The organism is Vibrio sp. 811 (genome assembly GCF_033339195.1).
In genome coordinates this window covers 157,495-175,004 of the sequence record NZ_JAWOUB010000008.1, presented here as the reverse complement: position 1 = coordinate 175,004, position 17,510 = coordinate 157,495, and the positions used below count along the sequence as shown (strand labels likewise).

The 17,510-nt window shown below is 44.9% G+C and carries 14 protein-coding genes; 4 read left to right on the top strand and 10 right to left on the bottom strand.

The window, feature by feature from the left end; all coding sequences use genetic code 11:
* Nucleotides 1–199: 199 nt before the first annotated feature.
* The 6 genes from R7Q46_RS14555 to R7Q46_RS14530 all read right to left on the bottom strand — a co-directional run bounded on the left by R7Q46_RS14555 (nucleotide 200) and on the right by R7Q46_RS14530 (nucleotide 7,961).
* Nucleotides 200–1,477, bottom strand: a complete 1,278-nt coding sequence (locus R7Q46_RS14555) for a cytosine deaminase (RefSeq protein ID WP_213871428.1) — start codon at nucleotides 1,475–1,477, stop codon at nucleotides 200–202.
* Nucleotides 1,478–1,486: 9 nt separating this feature from the next.
* Nucleotides 1,487–2,725 (bottom strand): cytosine permease, encoded by a 1,239-nt coding sequence (gene codB / locus R7Q46_RS14550; protein WP_213871427.1) that lies wholly within the window; start codon nucleotides 2,723–2,725, stop codon nucleotides 1,487–1,489.
* Between the two features lie 803 nt (nucleotides 2,726–3,528).
* Nucleotides 3,529–4,875 (bottom strand): magnesium transporter, encoded by a 1,347-nt coding sequence (locus R7Q46_RS14545; RefSeq protein WP_005373641.1) that lies wholly within the window; start codon nucleotides 4,873–4,875, stop codon nucleotides 3,529–3,531.
* A 112-nt stretch (nucleotides 4,876–4,987) separates the two neighbouring features.
* On the bottom strand, nucleotides 4,988–6,310 hold the full coding sequence (locus tag R7Q46_RS14540; protein WP_213871426.1) for an ABC1 kinase family protein: 1,323 nt from the start codon (nucleotides 6,308–6,310) through the stop codon (nucleotides 4,988–4,990).
* 101 nt (nucleotides 6,311–6,411) lie between these two features.
* On the bottom strand, nucleotides 6,412–7,635 hold the full coding sequence (locus R7Q46_RS14535) for an HlyD family secretion protein (protein ID WP_213871425.1): 1,224 nt from the start codon (nucleotides 7,633–7,635) through the stop codon (nucleotides 6,412–6,414).
* Complete coding sequence (locus tag R7Q46_RS14530; protein WP_017635162.1) at nucleotides 7,635–7,961, bottom strand: MFS transporter; 327 nt, start codon at nucleotides 7,959–7,961, stop codon at nucleotides 7,635–7,637. The genes R7Q46_RS14535 and R7Q46_RS14530 overlap by 1 nt, the downstream gene beginning before the upstream one ends.
* Before the next feature lie 107 nt (nucleotides 7,962–8,068).
* On the opposite strand from R7Q46_RS14530, the gene R7Q46_RS14525 reads away from it, so the two are divergent.
* Nucleotides 8,069–9,070 carry an AraC family transcriptional regulator gene (locus R7Q46_RS14525; protein ID WP_213871424.1) on the top strand — a complete coding sequence of 334 codons (1,002 nt, stop codon included), beginning with the start codon at nucleotides 8,069–8,071 and terminating at the stop codon, nucleotides 9,068–9,070.
* Between the two features lie 91 nt (nucleotides 9,071–9,161).
* Here R7Q46_RS14525 and R7Q46_RS14520 read toward each other — a convergent pair whose 3' ends face one another.
* Complete coding sequence (locus R7Q46_RS14520; RefSeq protein ID WP_031778188.1) at nucleotides 9,162–9,851, bottom strand: hypothetical protein; 690 nt, start codon at nucleotides 9,849–9,851, stop codon at nucleotides 9,162–9,164.
* A gap of 12 nt (nucleotides 9,852–9,863) precedes the next feature.
* Nucleotides 9,864–11,405: a hypothetical protein gene (locus tag R7Q46_RS14515; RefSeq protein WP_318077564.1), complete on the bottom strand. Its 1,542-nt coding sequence runs from the start codon at nucleotides 11,403–11,405 to the stop codon at nucleotides 9,864–9,866.
* A 366-nt stretch (nucleotides 11,406–11,771) separates the two neighbouring features.
* Here R7Q46_RS14515 and R7Q46_RS14510 point away from each other — a divergent pair, with 366 nt between their 5' ends.
* Together R7Q46_RS14510 and R7Q46_RS14505 are read left to right on the top strand one after the other, a co-directional pair.
* Nucleotides 11,772–12,464, top strand: a complete 693-nt coding sequence (locus R7Q46_RS14510) for a response regulator transcription factor (RefSeq protein ID WP_005373624.1) — start codon at nucleotides 11,772–11,774, stop codon at nucleotides 12,462–12,464.
* A gap of 3 nt (nucleotides 12,465–12,467) precedes the next feature.
* Nucleotides 12,468–13,790, top strand: coding sequence for an ATP-binding protein (locus R7Q46_RS14505; protein ID WP_318077563.1), 1,323 nt, complete (start codon nucleotides 12,468–12,470; stop codon nucleotides 13,788–13,790).
* Here the strand turns inward: R7Q46_RS14505 and R7Q46_RS14500 are convergent.
* Nucleotides 13,771–14,427, bottom strand: coding sequence for a pyridoxamine 5'-phosphate oxidase family protein (locus R7Q46_RS14500; RefSeq protein WP_206970339.1), 657 nt, complete (start codon nucleotides 14,425–14,427; stop codon nucleotides 13,771–13,773). The two genes, R7Q46_RS14505 and R7Q46_RS14500, sit on opposite strands and share 20 nt — an antisense overlap.
* Before the next feature lie 100 nt (nucleotides 14,428–14,527).
* Between R7Q46_RS14500 and R7Q46_RS14495 the strand changes: the two genes are divergently transcribed.
* Nucleotides 14,528–15,973, top strand: coding sequence for a PLP-dependent aminotransferase family protein (locus R7Q46_RS14495; RefSeq protein ID WP_318077562.1), 1,446 nt, complete (start codon nucleotides 14,528–14,530; stop codon nucleotides 15,971–15,973).
* Here R7Q46_RS14495 and yjeH read toward each other — a convergent pair whose 3' ends face one another.
* Complete coding sequence (gene yjeH / locus R7Q46_RS14490) at nucleotides 15,974–17,236, bottom strand: L-methionine/branched-chain amino acid transporter (protein WP_005373616.1); 1,263 nt, start codon at nucleotides 17,234–17,236, stop codon at nucleotides 15,974–15,976. It lies immediately after the preceding gene.
* Between the last annotated feature and the right edge of the window lie 274 nt (nucleotides 17,237–17,510).

Below are 17,510 nucleotides of genomic sequence, written 5' to 3'. Positions count from 1 at the left end.
GTGAGGCTTCCTTTTTCAACCTCATCAACTACAGTGAGTTTAAAAGCGAGGGAGTAATCGCGCTGAGTTCTTTTAGTGGTTGATTTCATAACACTCTCCAATTTTTGGGGTGGAAAGTGTCAACCTTATTTAGGACGGCACAACCAGTAGAAAAAAGGCCTGACGATGTCGTCAGGCCTTTTTCGTTTCGCCGATCTTTTTAGCGTTTGAACGTTACTTGCTCTGCTTGTTCAAGATGAATATGAGTTGTCGCAGGCTGTGTTTCTGCAATCACTTTACCGTGACGAACAGAGTAACGAACCGGCACTTGGCGACGTACTGCGTCAAAACCATCTTCTGCGGGAAGAATCAGTAAACTACCTGGTTTGCCTTCTTCAATGCCGTGCTTGTCTTGAATGTTCAGTGTACGTGCTGAATTGGTGCTGATCAGATCCAGTGAGTTGTTGATTTGGTCGTAACCCATCACCTGACACACGTGCAGACCCATATGCAGCACTTGCAGCATGTTTGCAGTGCCTAGTGGGTACCAAGGGTCAAATACATCATCGTGTCCAAAGCAGACGTTGATGTTGGCATTCAGCATCTCTTTCACTCGTGTTACGCCGCGACGTTTTGGGTAATCATCAAAACGGCCTTGTAAGTGAATGTTCACCAATGGATTTGCCACGAAGTTGATACCGGACATGCGTAATAAACGGAACAGGCGAGATGCGTATGCACCGTTGTAGGAACCCATCGCTGTGGTGTGACTGGCCGTGACTTTATTCCCCATATCAAACTTGTGCGCTAATGCTGCCAGTGTTTCAACAAAGCGAGATTGCTCGTCATCGATTTCATCACAATGCACGTCGATCAGGCGGTCGTATTTTTGCGCTAACTCGAATACGTAGTGCAGCGATTCAATGCCATATTCGCGTGTGAATTCAAAGTGTGGAATCGCGCCAATCACGTCCGCACCTAATTTGACGGCTTCTTCTAGCAGCTCTTTGCCATTTGGGTAAGAGAGAATTCCTTCCTGCGGGAAGGCGACGATTTGGATATCTACCCATTCTTTCATCTCTTCACGCACTTCTACCATCGCTTTTAGGGCAATTAGGGTAGGGTCTGAAACATCGACGTGGGTACGAACGTGTTGTACGCCGTTTGCTATCTGCCATTTTAAGGTTTGTTTTGCGCGCGCTTTCACGTCTTCAATCGACAGCATTTCTTTGCGCTCAGCCCAACGTTCAATACCCTCAAACAATGTGCCAGAGATGTTCCAGCTTGGCTCGCCTGCGGTTTGAGTTGTATCTAAGTGAATGTGTGGCTCGCAGAAAGGCGCAACCGCCATACCGCCTTCAGCATCGATGATGTCAACGTTATGACTAGGCTCCACATCGTTGCTTTCAATGCGCTTGAATTGACCATCTTCAATCAAAATTTGCTGCAGACCTTCTTGTCCTTTTAGCGTTACGTTTTTGATCAGTAGTGTTGTCATGATGGTTCCTTACGCTGGCTGTGTAGCCAGTGCTTTTTTGTTGAGAATAGGATTAAGAATCAGGAAGCTAATTGCACCGCCAAGTACAGCGTTAATCGGTACTACGCCAGGAAGGAAGTGTCCTGCACCAACGCCAATCGCTACAGCGATAATGCCAGCCCAGTTTACGCTTTGGAACTGGGTGGCTTCAAAGTTTACGTAGCGTTTACGGTTCGTGAAGAAGTCAGCGATGATCACGCCGCCAATCGGTGGAATTGCCAAAGATAAGAAGGTCAGCCAGCCAACAAAGTTATTGTAGAGCCAGAGAGCGCAAAGTGTGCCAACAAGACCGTTCGCCATTGAGATATATTTACTTGGTAAGCCTGTGATGTTGGAAAATCCAAGCCCCGATGCGTAGAGCGCGTTGTCGTTGGTCGTCCAGATGTTCAAGCCAAGAACGATGATAGCTGGAATAAGAAGACCTTGCGCGATCATCACTTCAGAAATGTCTGATTGACCCGTCACTGACGCACCTGCCGCGCCAAAGATAAACATTAACGAGTTACCGATGAAAAATGCCACCATGGTGATCATCACGGCGCTGCGCGGCTTTTTACCAAAGCGTACGAAATCCGCCGTTAATGTACCAGCACTGACAAAAGAGCCGACAACCATCGCGAGAGCCATTGAAAAGTCGAGTGGCTCGGTTGGTTGAACTTGTTGTAGTTCGCCAATACCACCAACGCTCTTTACTGCCTCGATGACAGAGTAGCCGCCAAGTAGTGCAATCGCGGGAACGGCGATTGCTGACAGCACCATCAGTGCGGAGATGCCAAAGTAAACGGTCGCGGTCATGAGCAAACCGGAGACGAGGATCAAAGTATTGGTATCGATGCCCGTTGCTTTATGCACCGGAATCGCAAACATCGCGATACCAACTCCAAACCACCCAACTTGAGTTCCGCCAAGAAGAGCGGAAGGAAGCCAAGATCCTTTAGAACCAAAAGAGAAACGAGCAAGAAGGTGAGTAGAGAGACCAGTAGAAGCGCCGATGTAACCGAGGAAAGAAGTGTAAATACCGAGGATTAGGTTACCGATGAGAACAGCGAGGAAAAAATCATTAAAGGAGAGCCCAGTACCGAGAGAACCCCCAGTCCACATACTTGCGGAGAAAAAAGTGAGTCCTAACATCACCATTATAAGTGACGCCACGCCTTTTCTGGCCGTGTTGGGAACTGGTCCAAGACTGTAATTATTGTCTCCAGCCATTATTACCTCCGCACATTGAAACATTAAATTATAGCACCTGATTTCAGGCAAACGGCGCGTATTATCGTGATGTAAATTTAATAGTCAATTATAAAATTGCAATTTAAACGTTTGCTTGGTTTTTGGTGTGTGTTTTTTCTTAAATAACAATAGTTTAATTTTTCAATTCTAAAAGTGAAAATTTTATTTTTACGTATTTTCTATGATTTGTAGACAGGTTTTCTATGTGAAATTAGTGTTTTGAATTGCTATTTGTTTTTATGGATTAAATTTATCTATAACTCTGGATTGTTCAGTCGATTTCTATGAAAAGAAAACGTTTTCATGATGAGGTTTTTGGTTTGGACGTTATTTGTTCTTTTCTTGGGTATGTTTTCTAGCTTTTATTTTATGTAGGTGATTTATTTTTGTTGAAGCTGGCATTTCTAATGGTTTATTGGGCGAATATTTGAATTTTATAAACAGTAAACAATTTGTTGTGGGTAAGAAAAGTACAACCGAGCTCGGTCAGAGGATAAGAGGGCAATAGCCACATAAAAAAATAGCCAACCGCAAAGAGTGCGATTGGCTTATATACATGTGAACAAAATCAAGTTCACTAACAACGTCAGTTGGCTAGGTGACCCTCGGCTTAAGAAGGGTCGATTTATATGATGCAGTTACTGTGCCAACTTTAATATGCCCTAAAATACGTAGTTTCTGTGACATGCGTTGCTTAAAGTCTGAGTTTGTTTGCAATTTGCAACTGCGTTATGCAATTTGACTCTATTATGCTAATGATTGATTAATAAACAATGAACCTTTTAAAGCATGACTAAACTCGCCGTTCCTAAAAAGGCGAAAAAACCAACTACATCTGTCACTGTTGTTAGAATCACCGAGCCAGCCAAAGCGGGGTCCAATTTAAACTTATCCAGAATAATGGGAATCAGCACACCAAATAAAGCTGCGGTAATAATATTGACGATAATGGCCAGCGCGATGGTTCCCCCTAGAACCGGAGATTGAAACCACAATCCGGCGAGCCCGCCGATGATTAACGCCCAAGCAATGCCGTTCAGAGAGCCAATACCCAACTCATTTTTCAAAAGCTTGAAGCGGTTACCTGGGGTGATCTGATTAAGCGCCATCGCACGAATCATTAGAGTGAGCGTTTGGCTGCCAGCAATGCCCCCCATGGATGCAACAATTGGCATGAGCACCGCCAAAGCCACTACCTGAGCAATTACATCTTCAAACAGTCCGATAGTGACAGACGCCAAAATCGCAGTAAGCAAATTGATGCCTAACCAAACACCGCGCTTTTGCGAGCTTTTTAATACTGGCGCAAACAAGTCATCGCCTTCATCCATACCTGTACCGGCCATCAAACGTGCTTCGTAGATTTCACGCTGTGTACTCAATGCAAACTGCCAATCGACTTCACCGATCAGTGTTTGGTCTGCATCAGTTACAGGGAGAGCGGGCAGTGTGCTGTGTTCTAATGCCTCTACCGCTTCAGGAAGCATCATTTTACTGTCTAGCACCGTCACAGCCTCAATAACGAGTGTTTTTAAGCGAGTATCGGGGTCACCACGTAAGATATCGAAGTAATTGACCGTTCCACGATACTGTTTATTACGATTAATCAGATACACCTGTTGAGGCGTGTCGTAGCTATAGCGCTCCATTAACTGCTTAGCTGTCCCAATCGTAATGTTGAAGGGCAGGGTGATGATCTTACGTTCAGCCCAGTGGCCGAGTTCTTCATCAGCATACTCGTTTGCTTGATCGTAAAGTTCCAACTCATCTTTTTCTATCAACGAGAGCGCTTCGTTGATGATCGACTCTGGCAACGAATCGGCCCATTCGATGAGCGACAAGTTGTCGAGTTTAGCGAGAGTGAGCTTTAGCTCGACTTCAGATAACGCATTGATGATAGAGAAACGTACGTCCGCACGCATTTCCGTTAACACGTCGATATGTAGCTCTAGTGGTAAAGCTCGCCATAAGCGAACACGATCGTCGATTGGAAATGCTTCTAGAATCAGGGCAACCGCGCCGGGCTCGAGGCCCGCTTCAATAGATTCATTGAGCGTTGCGACTTGATCCGCTTCTTCGGCTTGGCCAATTTGCTGGATTAGAGTGGAGAGATCTTGAAACTTGCTCACCGAGTACCCCGATAGTTAATTCGTTTTATGGAAGTATGGCATGTTATTGAGATGCACAACTATGCATCTTAACCTTGCTCAAGGTACTTGAAAGTAACAGAAAAACAATAGGCTATTCGCTGTTGATGGTGAGATATGGCAGTACCAATTGGCGAATGTTCACTTTTGCGCCAATACGGGCTGCCAGCAAGTACATTCCGCCGATTTTTCTGTGCAAAAATAGGGCATCTGCTGGTGGAGTATGCCAGTATTCTTGTTCCATGCTCAATATAGTGCCCGCTTCGCGAAGCTTTTGTGCTAAGCCGCTGGCTTTAAAGTCATAAGGCTCATCAACTAACATCGGTTCACATGCCATTTTTACTAAATCGAGAATCGCTTGGCGTTGGTCTGGAAGGATGGTTTGGCTGAAGAAGCCTATTTGTTCAAGCGCATCATTCAAGCCTTGTTCGTCATTATTCACGACAGATGCAAAAGCTTGGCGATAACCAGTGCTGAACCGCTCGCTGTACTCGCGAGTCGCCCCGAAATCTAGCAAGCCGATTTGACGAGTGTTTTCGATATATAAGTAGTTGGCGAAGTTAGGATCGGTTTGCACCATCTTAAATTCGAACAGCTCCCTGAACAGTAATTCGAGTAGGCTGTGCATGACAAAATCTCGCGTACTCTGATCATAATGTTCGATTTGCTCAATCGGACTGCCATCAATGAATTCCATCGCGAGAACGGAGTCTGAGCAACTTTCAGTATGAATCTTGGGCACCACAAAATGAGGGTGCTCCTTCAAAGCGTCATGATAACGAATGGCAAATTGTGCCTCTCGTGCGTAATCGGCCTCGTCATGTAGCTGCTTTTTCGCTTCTTCGAGCAATCCTTTGTAGTCGACAGACTCGGGAATCAACCCAACGACCTTGAGCAGTGTACCGACATTGTCGACGTCGCTATCGATACTTTTCCGTATGCCCGGATATTGCACTTTGACGGCTAGGTTATCGCCCGCATCGCTGTAGGCTTGGTGCACTTGTCCTATTGATGCACTGGCGATTGGTTTGAAGTTAAATGACAGAAACTCAGCTTTCCAATTCGTTCCTAGCGAACTTTCCATTACTGCGTTGAGTTGTTTTGCAGGCATTGGGTCTGCGTCGGAACGAAGACGGGAAAGAATATCGGCAAGTTCAGGTTCTAAAACATCACCAGCATCCATTGATAGCATTTGACCAAGCTTCATTGCAGCGCCACGCAGGTGAGCAAGTTGGTCAGTTAAGCGCGCGATGTTCTGTGGCGTCAGCAAGAGGTCTTTCGCTTTTGGTTTGTTGCCTTTGGCTATCTGTTTCGTGCCTTCTGCAATCACATTGCCTGCGACACGGGTAGCAAGTGAAGCGAACTTGCTGAATCTTGAGATGCGATGGGTAGGTAGGCTTCTTTCCTTTGCCGACATGAATCTTCTCCGCTATTTACTAACTAATTGTTATACGGGAAAAGGATATGTTTGGATACAAATGAAAAGAAAACCGCCAGCGTAACTGGCGGTTTGCGAGTTTAGATAGAGTAGAAGAAGTACAGTTGAGACTTCATTCGGATGATGATCCCGCGAATCACATCTAAGAAGGCCATGAAGCCTATCGGTTTTTCACCGCTGACCCATGCGAGGCCAACAGAGCCAACAGGGATGTCGTAGCCTTCTGGCTCATCAATCTTAAGACGAACAAAGTGGTGTTTGTTCTGTAAGTTCTTTCCAGTGGTGACACGTACGGAATCATCGAAACCCAGTAGATTACCTTGTGACTCACCTGTTGCTTCAACAATGCCTTCGACGGTCGCTGAGAAGATCTTACCTGGGTAAACGGACGAAGAGAATTCCGCTGGCTGACCCGGTTTGATGTTACGAATCGCCTGGTGGTTCACTCGCATCAGCACATACTTCTCGTTAGTGTACATGTTGATACGCGGCATCATCGATACACGCTGACCTTCACGCAGGATAAAGTTGGTGACAAAGCCATCTGTTGGGGCATGAACTTTTGTGCTATTCAAATCCCATTGCGCTTTTGCAATTTGCTCTTCAGCTTGGCGCAGTTCGGCTTGTTTGGTTTCAACTGCAAGTTCCGCTTTATGAATCGCCAGTTTTGCACGGGAAATATCGACTTGTTTCTTCTTGATTTGAGACTCAAGGGTTAACACGTTGTGACGTGCCATATCTACCGTGCTCGATTGTTTGTCGATGTCGCTTTCCGTGATGGTGTTTTGCACCACTCGGTTTTGCTCAACATAACGATCTAGCATTTTTTTCTGCAATTTGTAGTCAACTTTGGCCGCTTCCAACTGGCTCTTGGATGTTTCTAGATCTTGCACTAGCGCTTCGTGGTTAGCTTCTTCAATCTCAATGTCGCCTTTTGCCGTAGCTAATGCAACGCGAGCAGAATCAGCGGATACGTTCGCTTGATTTAATGCGATTTTGTATTGCGTTGGGTCAAGTTCATAAATGAGCTGACCTTCTTTAACTTGCTGATTCGGCTCAATGTAAATGTGGTCAACTTTACCTTTTACATTGGTTGAATCTGGACGCAATTGGATGTGTGGTGACTGCACGACAGAACCGCCGGATAAATCCATCGGGGTGAAGTTAATCAAACCTACCCAGACGAACATCAGCCAACTCAAACCGCCAAGATAAGCGAACGATTTGGTTGCTTTGTTCCAAGGCATGCCAACCAAACGCAGCAGATAGATGAAGAGTGCCCATACCGCTAAACCTTCTAACATTATGCTTCCTCTTTTGGCTGTGTTTCTGTTTGCGGTTTACTTTTCCATGTATCACGCAGATTGATGATGGCTTTTTCCATATCAACAAATGCAAAGATCACGGCTAGCACCCAAACCCAGTGCCAGACAAACCCTATCCAGGTCAGCGCAGTGATGAGCCCTATCTGATGATGATCTTTGCTGTGTGCTTTATTGATAGGTAATTCATGGATTTTCCAAAAGCCGTAACACGCGCCCGCGACACTCGCGATTAAAACGACAGCAGCAACAACATGTAACGCTGTATCTGCGCCTGTACCGACAAATGGGACACTCAGTAAACTCATTAAACGCTCCTCTATCAAACTGTTGGCGTATTGTGATCTGAATTTGATTTGCGGCTTTCTTTGTGACAGATTCAATCACTACAGGATTAAATTTGATGTGATTGGTTATGAAAACGGTTCGGTTTATTCGCGCGATGGGCATTCTAAACATGCATAACCTCGCGTTATCTAAATACAATTTGGACTCGGATGAGTTAGGGATCCCAGCATCGGTGTTTCGTAACCCAATGACACTGATCCCGCTAAAAGCCGTTGCGGAATGGTATCGTTGTGTTGAACAAGCCAGTGGTGACCCGGATGTGGTGTTGAGTCTCAGCCGAGGTATTGAACTGCAAAAGCTAGGGCCAGTGGGACGCTGGTTATTCTCCGGCAATGATTTAGCCAGTACCATTCGGCGAGTGAATTATGGTGTGAGCAACCTACAATCAGGGGCGTTTTTTGCTGGCGAACAGTCGGGTAAAATCATCAAATGGACTTACCACAACCCGTTTATAGAAACGTCAGTAAAGGTGCACGATAGTATCCGCTGTGCGGTATTTATGATTAAGGTGTTACGCGAATTTCTTGGCAAAGATTACCAGCCTTTACGTGTCAAGGTTTCAGGCTCGAGAAAAAATACTGAGCGATACCGGGAATATTTCGGCTGCGAGGTGGAATGGAGTCAGCCAAAAACAGAGATATGGATCCCGGGAGATGACCGACTAGCTTCTCGCCAAGTGAGCCATCGAGAAGACAACCGTCTAGCGATGAGTTTTTCCGATTTGGATGATTTGCTTAATATGCCCGACCCAGAAGATGAGTTGAAAGTGATTTATGAAGTGGTGAATTACAGCAGCCATTATGGATTGCCAACGTTAGAGCGCGTTTCTTCTCTGCTTGATTTATCTGAACAGCAGTTTCAACGCCGTTTGCATAAATTAGGACTCAATTTTTCGACGGTTTCTGGCTATGTATTGAGTAATATTGCAGCTGGTTTGTTGAGTAAGCGCGTGAGTATTGATGACATTGCCACGCGCCTTGGTTACACCAATGTGGCGAGCTGCAATCGTATGTTTAAGAAACATCGTGGATTAACGCCCAAGCAGTATACGGGAAGATTAGAGAAGTAGTGCTCCACTTATCTCTATGAGTACAAGCAATAAAAGCCCTCAAAAAAGTAGAGGGCTTTGTTTTTTTGTGTGTTGTTGTTTTATGTAATGGCTATTTTTTAGGGCGCCAACTTAGTGCACTTGCAACAGCGCCGATGGCAATTACATCCTTTTTTTGTTCGCTAAGTTCAGGGAGCATCTGTACCGCAATGGTACCGTTCGTCTGCACAGCGGCAATTTCTTGTGTGCCTTCCTTAAAGCTATACCCCAATGGAATGTCTACCGCCATCATGGCGTCAGGACTAGTATGTACAGTTTCTACAGTAAAGTGGGTGCTACCAATACGCACTACGCCTGTCTCTTTCTTCTCAAAGCTGATGTCGATGAGAGCGGATTTTGGCTCCATCGCAAACTCACCGACTTTTTTACCATCTTGAGTAATGTCACAGGTGTAAGGATCATTCCCACCAAAATCGACGCCCATGTAGTTAACCGACATACCGCCTCCGGTGCAGTTCAAAAGCCAAGTTTCCCCGCTGTCGATACGAGTCACTTCTGCGCCCATTGAACCTTCTTTGAAAGAGATACGGTTAAACCAACTTGAGTTAGAAGCACTGCGTGAATACTTGCCTTTGTACTTACCAGCAAAATCAAAATGGCCATCTGCACCGAATCCCCAAAAATCACCGTCGGTTTTGATCAGCATTTCTGGTTGTGCTTTTACGGCATCAGTACGATCCATGACGGCTAGGCCACCACAACCAGCAAGGAGCAAGGGAGCGAATAGAATAAGTTTCTTCATGTTTTTCATTGTTTATAGCTTGGTTACATCTAGGGTTTGGTCGGTGAATTGGATGTTCTGAATGTCGTACAACTCGTCAGTGCCTGTATTTGGGCACTCAACAGAAACACTCTTTGCTTTGATAACAGTACATTCCGCCAGTTTGTGTGGCACGATATAGGTGTTGATACCGCCTTCACCATAAATGCTGTTGTCTTTGCTGTTGCCTTCAAAAGTATTGTTTTGATCATTACCGATCACATTCATCGCGTCGTCGCCAATGATCTTCACTTTTGTTAGCCACTGAGATTTGTAGGTGTACGCTTCTATCGAACCGTCTTTGTTGGGAGCCATACGGAAGGTAGGTACTGTGCCTGGATTTGTCTTTTCTGTGTAGAGCTTGACGCCCGCAGAGTCGATATTCGCGGCATATTGCAAGTATCCGTGGAATAAGCCACTGATCCAATCAACGGCTTGTGGATCTTGGGTTTGCATTTCTTCACGCGTTAACGCTTGGTAGCCATCTAAACCATGTCCGTTTGCTTTTGCTACGCCCATGTACGCTTCAAAAGCGGCAGCAAAATATTCGTGAGAATATGAAGGGCCCGTTTGTTTCACACTTTCAGGATCGAAGTCGTCCGATTTCCAATCGTCCCAGTCATACTGAGTAGGGCGCCACACTGTCGGTTTGCCCGATTGAATATCGTTATAGATGCTTAACGCATGAGCTTGAATGTCATTTTGCAGTGCCGCAGTCGCCGTGTTAGGTGCAATACCTTGCGCTTGGACCAAGTGTAAAATTTCTTCAAAAGCGGCGTCTCGTTCGGCTTTTTTACCAAGATTGGCGCAGTAATCGGCAAAATTACTCATGTAATGGCAATCGCCTTCAACTGTCAGTTCTCGATACATTAAAGATTGGCTATTCCTTAGCCAGTTTGGTGTTTCTTTACTAGTTACTAATGTTGACGCGATAGATGTGACAAGTGTATCCATATCATCTTCGTTAAGTACGATCATGCTTACAACAAACTTTTCTAGAGAACTCGTATCAAAAGAGTGTGCTAAGCCCGAGTTTGTAACTGCATCGTTCAATTTATCTTGGCGAATCAGTTCGTTGATAAAGATTTTGGTTAACATCTCATCATTCTGTTCATCGTTTTCGGTCAGCATTAGTGTGGCATCACGCTCGGCTAATGTCTTAGCGATACGAGACTTGTCAGCACCGTACTTAGAGTCTGGTTGGTTTGTGAGAAGGTGTTGGATGATTTTGGCTGCACGAAAGATTTTTTCATTATTCGCACCGTCATCAACAGCCACAATGTGAAATGTATCGTTGTTGTTTGCTTCGGAAAGGGAGATTTTCACATAGTGGGTGAAGCCAGCATCAGCAGCCACTTTTAACTTGGCTGGAAACTCTGTAGAAACGACAGTTGGGATTGTGACAGTGCTCAATGTTGGCATTGGTGGTGTTGGAGGTGTCGTTGTCGATGGTTTCGAATTAGATTCACTGCCGCCACAAGCAGTTAGACTTATCGCGCAAAATATGGCTAAAGGCGTTAATTTGGAATATCTCATTTCATGTTACTCGTAGACTTTATTAGAGCAAGAAACTTAGAAGCAACATAAAGTCCTGTCTATATAAGCAAACTAAGTCATATATGTTGATATTGTTTTTTGGTAAGACCTATTATTCGATATATTTAAAAACATAGTGGATTTTTATTCCGAATTTTATTTTCTCTGTGAAGCTATATTCTGATAATGAATAAAACCTCAGGTTATTGCATGGTTTTAGGGGTATAGAATGATTAGGATTATCGTATATGTATGGTTTGTAAGCGTATGTAAGCCTGCTTTTTATTAAAATTATCATTTAAGTGGGTTGCGCAGTATAGGGCGAGCGATATACTCCCTCCATCATATTGGTGGAGTAAATGATTCATGGTGGGTAATACAATCTTACTGGTAGAAGACGACTCAGAGATTGCTCGATTAACCAAAATGTACCTCGAAGCCGAAGGATATACGGTAACTGTCATCGATAACGGTCAAAATGCATTAGAAACGATTAAGGGGCTCAAGCCGGACCTAGTGCTGTTAGATTTGATGTTACCAGGAAAAAATGGCGCAGAAATATGCCAAGAGGCGCGTAAGTTTTATCATGGTATTATCATTGTTTTGACTGCGACCGATGATGAAATGAGCGAGGTGAGCTTATTTAAGTTCGGTGCTGATGATTACCTTACCAAACCGATAAAAGGTAATATTTTGCTCGCCCGTATTGAAGCAGCGTTGCGTCGCTATTGTCGTCAAGTTGATATCGTTGAAGAAGAAAAGCTGAGCCGATATGGCATTAGTCTTTGTCTTCGTCGCTCCCAAGCATTTTATTTGCAAAAAGATATTGGTTTAACGAGTTCTGAGTTTGAAATTTTAGAGCTCCTGATGCTGAATGTCGATAAGCCAGTATCTCGTGAATCATGTTGCCGTCTTGCCCGAGGCATTGAATACTGTATTACTGATCGTTCGATTGATATGCGTATATCCTCACTAAGGAAGAAATTCTCTAAGGCTCATATCCATACGGCTACCATTAAAACCATACGTCACCACGGCTACATGCTGACAGGTAAATGACGCATGTTTTCCCTGTTTACTCGTCTATATGTGGGGTTAGTAACTGGCCTTGCGCTGACTGTTGCTTTGTTTCTCTTTATGGGGGAAGAGTACATGCGCAAAACAGAAGTCGGTGTTTTTTTGAGTGACGGTGCTTATTTTGTCGATCAATACATTGAGCAACGAGGCACTCCGGATTCTCTCTACAAGAAGTTAACCGAAAACGGCAAGCAAGATTTCTTTATCTTTGATTTAACATTGGTTGAAAACTGGGACGGATCACCGCCTTGTCGAGATTGTAATCTGCTGTACCGTATGCAGGGGATACCTGTTTATCTTATTGATGGCAGTACCTATGCTGCGGTATTCCCTTTGCCTAACACTTCGAAGAGTTTAGTTTTCAAAGAAAAAACGGATTTCTTTAGCCCACACGTTGATTGGAATGAAGATTCTGAGATTGTATTTATACTTACTCTACTTTTGGTTGTTGTATGCAGTTTAGGCATTATGGTTTACATACCTGTACGACGTCTTGACCGCCAAATTCGGCAACTAACGGCTGCGCAACAACAATTTGGTTCTGGTGAGTTGAATACGCGAGTCGATCTAAAGCAATTTTCGCAACCCGTGAAAGAGCTCGCCCAAGGCTTCAACTGCATGTCTGAAGAGATTGAGAGACGAGTACGCCAAACACACATCTTTACTCAAGCTATTCCTCATGAAGTGCGCACTCCGCTGAGTCGTATTCAGCTAGCGACGGATTTAGCTCGACGCACGAGTGGTGAAATGCAGGCAGAGTTACATGACGATATTGAACGATACGTTGATGTCGTGACGGACTTAACGTCCGACATTGTCATGCTGTCTCGCTTGAGTGTGAAAAACCACTCATGGATCGATTCTGTTGAAACCATGGAACTGCCACTTTGGTGTAAAAGCCGCATGAACTACCTAGGCTTAGAGTCCGCCATGTTGAGAGCAGAAAATAAACTCGCGAACCAATTGATTCACTTTCAGCCTACTTTGGGTAACCTTGTCCTCGATAATTTACTGCAAAACGCCAAGCGTTATGGTGAGTCCTGCGTTGAGGTGACGATTCGAACGGTAGCGGATTGCTGGAGCATCGATATTGAGGACGATGGTCCGGGCATCCCTGAGGCGATGCGAGAAGAAGTATTTATGCCATTTTCGCGCTTAGACAATAGCCGCAACGCCGACATGAAAGGCTTTGGTTTAGGGCTTGCCATCGCTACCAGTGCAGCGCGGCAACTGGGGTGGGAGCTTTCTGTCGGCGAGAGTCACTTAGGCGGCGCACGTTTTACGGTGCTTATTCCTGCCAACGGTTAGAGTAGGCACTGCGGTAGTCTGGCTCTTCGATACCTTCATACAAATCGTCACAAGCTTGCAGTGGACCTACGACGGTTCGGTAGGGTAGGACACCTGCCCAAACAGGGATGTCCATGTCTTCCGCATCGTCGTTGACGCCAAAATTGCTGATTTTCACTGATGCTTCTAGGAGTGGAATACGCAGCAGCATGGTGGCTTTGAGTTCTTTTTCATTACTCAAACGGACTTGTTCTGTTCTCCCCGGAGCGATCTGTTCAATAAAGTGATTCAGCAACCTGTCTTTCTCTTGGTTATCTTCCACCATCTCAAACTGGCCAAAGACCACAACACTGCGATAATGCGCACTGTGGTGAAACGCACTTCGAGCCAATACCCAACCATCAAACAAAGTAAAGGTTAAGCACGTTTGCACTCCTTGTTTGAGTGAGCGTAATAGTCGACTGTTGTTGGCACCATGGATATACACGTAATCATCGACACGCCATGCCAGCATAGGGATGACCACAGGGCCTGACTCGTTGGTTATCGCAATATGAGCGATTAGGCTTTCATCTATGATGGCGTGCAGTTTGCTAACATCAGAGACGGCTTTATGTGCGCCTTTCTTAATTTCCGTTCTATTGGTGTTGGATAGCATTTTCTCTCCTTGTTTGCTCACGATTACGAGCGATTGATCCTCATTCTTTGATTGCAATGTAGCGTTTAACTGGTAGCTTAAAGAGAGCCACTTTTAACTAATGGATGGATCCAGTTTGTCTTTGATTGATATCGGTGACCTGCATTTAAAAGACAGTGATGGAACGCGTCAGCAAGCGTTGTTTTTTGCTATTCGCAAGAAAATTGTTCAAGGACTGTGGGTGAAGAATGGGAAGCTGCCTTCTACGCGGAAGCTTTCACAAGAGCTTAATCTAAGTAGGAATACCGTGATTTCTGCCTACGAACAGTTAGTGGCGGAAGGGTACTTGAACAGCCAAAAAGGTTCTGGTTTTTATGTTGCCGTAGAACTGCCAGAGCAGTACTTGCCTGAACCTAGTTCAGTTCAGAGAGACTCATCACCGAAAGCTCACTTTGATATCAACCGCGCATTTGCACCGGGTGTGCCGGATTTGGACGCATTTCCGATGGCGCAATGGCAAAAGTTACTCACTCGCCATATGTCTCGTACTTGCTTGTTGGGGAATCAAGATATTCAGGGTAGTTGGGCATTGCGCTGTGCTTTAGCTGACTACCTCGCATCAAGCCGTTCAGTGAATTGTTCTCCAGAGCGCATTATTATTACCTCTGGGGCGCAGCAAGCGTTGTCGATTGCGACGATGGTAGTGCTCAAACAAGGTGATAAGGTTCTGATGGAGCAACCAGGTTACGCGCAAATGCGGAAGTTGATTCAATTCCAGCAGTATAAATTTGAGCCTTTATTCGTCCGAGAGAAACTAGGCTTTGATGTGGAAGCTGTGACCACAAGCGATGCCGATGCCCTGTATATCACCCCAAGCAATCAATATCCGATGGGCACCACACTCAATACTGAGCAAAGAGGGAAGATCATCAACTGGGCAGTCGAACAGTCACGTTGGATCATCGAAGACGATTATGACAGCGAATTCCAGTTTGCTCATCGTCCCTATACCAGCTTACAGGGGCTAGCAGCTCAAATGGGTCGAGATGATCGTGTGTTGTATGTGGGTTCCTTCAGTAAAGTGATGTTTAACGGATTGCGGCTTGGCTACCTTGTAGTTCCTGAACGTTTAGTAGAGCAATGCTTAGTGGTTAAGGATGCGTTAAGTGGTGATTCGCCGACGCATACACAAGAAGCATTGGCAGACTTTATTACTGAAGGTGGGTTATTACGTCATATTCGAAAAATGCGTCGACTGTACAAAACTAAGCATGAACAGATGCATGTATCCATTCAACAGCATTTTGGCGACCGTGTTTGCGTCGTTAGCCAAGCGGCGGGGCTTCATGTTACGTTGAAATGGCAAGACGGTATGGATGAGCAGCGTTTTATAAAACTAGCAGAGCATGAAGGGATCATCTTGCGACCTTTGAGCTATTATGAACACCCAGATTTTCAAGCACGTCACTGGCATGGTGCCGTGCTTGGTTACGGCAATATCGCGTTAGAGAACATAGACGCTGGTATCCAACGTTTAGCTCACATATTTCGAAATGGGAAGCGATGACTATTCAACTACACGTGTTTGTCGCTTATGTCGCCACTGTTTCCAAGGCAGTAAAAGTAGAGTAAAAATGCCAAGTGCATAAAACATTGACCAGCCTAAACATATAAAAACACCGGTACAAAGCAGTAGGGACAGTCCCGCAAGTGTTTTACCAAATCCTCGAAGCAATTTGAAAGCGGCTAACATCGCCAACATGTAAACCAGAACGAATACACTGTTTGCGAGTTTTAGGAAAAACTCCAGATCGAGCTGTGATAGGGTTCCTATCACACAAGATATCAATAATATGCCGCCAACTAATATGGTGGCTGAGAAAGGGACACCACGACGTGAAATCTTGGCTAGTGGACTAGAAGGACGATGTTCACGAGCTTGAGCCCAGACCATTCGCGCTAGGCTCTGTGTGTATAAGTTAACGCTCGCGAAACAAGCGGAGAAACCTATCAAGCTGATTATCCATTTGGCTCCATCGCCTAGTAGTTGGGCACTAAGCCAGGGGATGGATGCGTTATCAAATTGAGCGTTACCATACGCGCCAAATTTTAAAATAACGACAGAGCATGCCCAATAGGTAGCCCCTGCTACAAAACAACCGACCACAATGGCAATAGGGAAATCTCTTTGAGGGTTTTTGAACTCTTCCCCCATATGGGCAAAAGCCTCTATGCCAACAAAACACCAGAACATCACGCCTAACGCTGCGGTAATAGGCCAAATTGACTCTTGTGTGATGGCGGGCATCACAAGATCGGCGTTGTTAACGTCGCCTTTCCATAAAAATGCGCCAACAAGTGCGAAGACACTCAAAGCAATAAGAGTTTGTAAATGACCTGATGATTTTGTGCCCATCAAGTTGACGAACACAAGAAGTACTACCGTGAGAACTTGTGCAAACAGATTGTTGCTAATAGGCTCTGGCAATATTTGTTGTAGGAAGCCTGCGGCGAGTGCAATCGCGGCCGGAACCCCTACCGGAATGACACTAACAAATAGCCAAGCGACACTACTTTCCAGTTTGGCGTTAAAGGCTTTGCGTACAAAAAAGGCTGTTCCGCCCGCGTTGGGGTATCGTTTACCCAGTTGAGCAAAAGTCAGCGCAATAGGACAAATCGCGATGAACAATAAAATCCAAGCCCATAGTGAAAAATGGCCAGCTATACCTGCTGCGATAGCCGGGATCATAAACAGCCCCGTTCCCATTAATGTGGTGGATAACTGTGCGATACCTGATGTGAGTGAAATGTCTTTTTTGAGCTCTTCCATGCGAATTGATTCATCCAATGTTATGAGGCTTATTACGAAAAAGCTTGTGGCTTCTGGTTATTTCGTTTTATGTGTTTAAGCGATGCTATTTATGTGCTGAGTACTTAAGTTGGGAATTTGATTTCAATGTGTTATCTATTTTCTGTTGAAATGGATAACAGCACTCATCTCATGCCCGCCAAATAGCATATCCAAAATGTTAATAACAAAATGATTTACTAAACCGTCAATATGACGGTTGTTTTAAATAATTCCAACAAAATGTCGGTTTCTT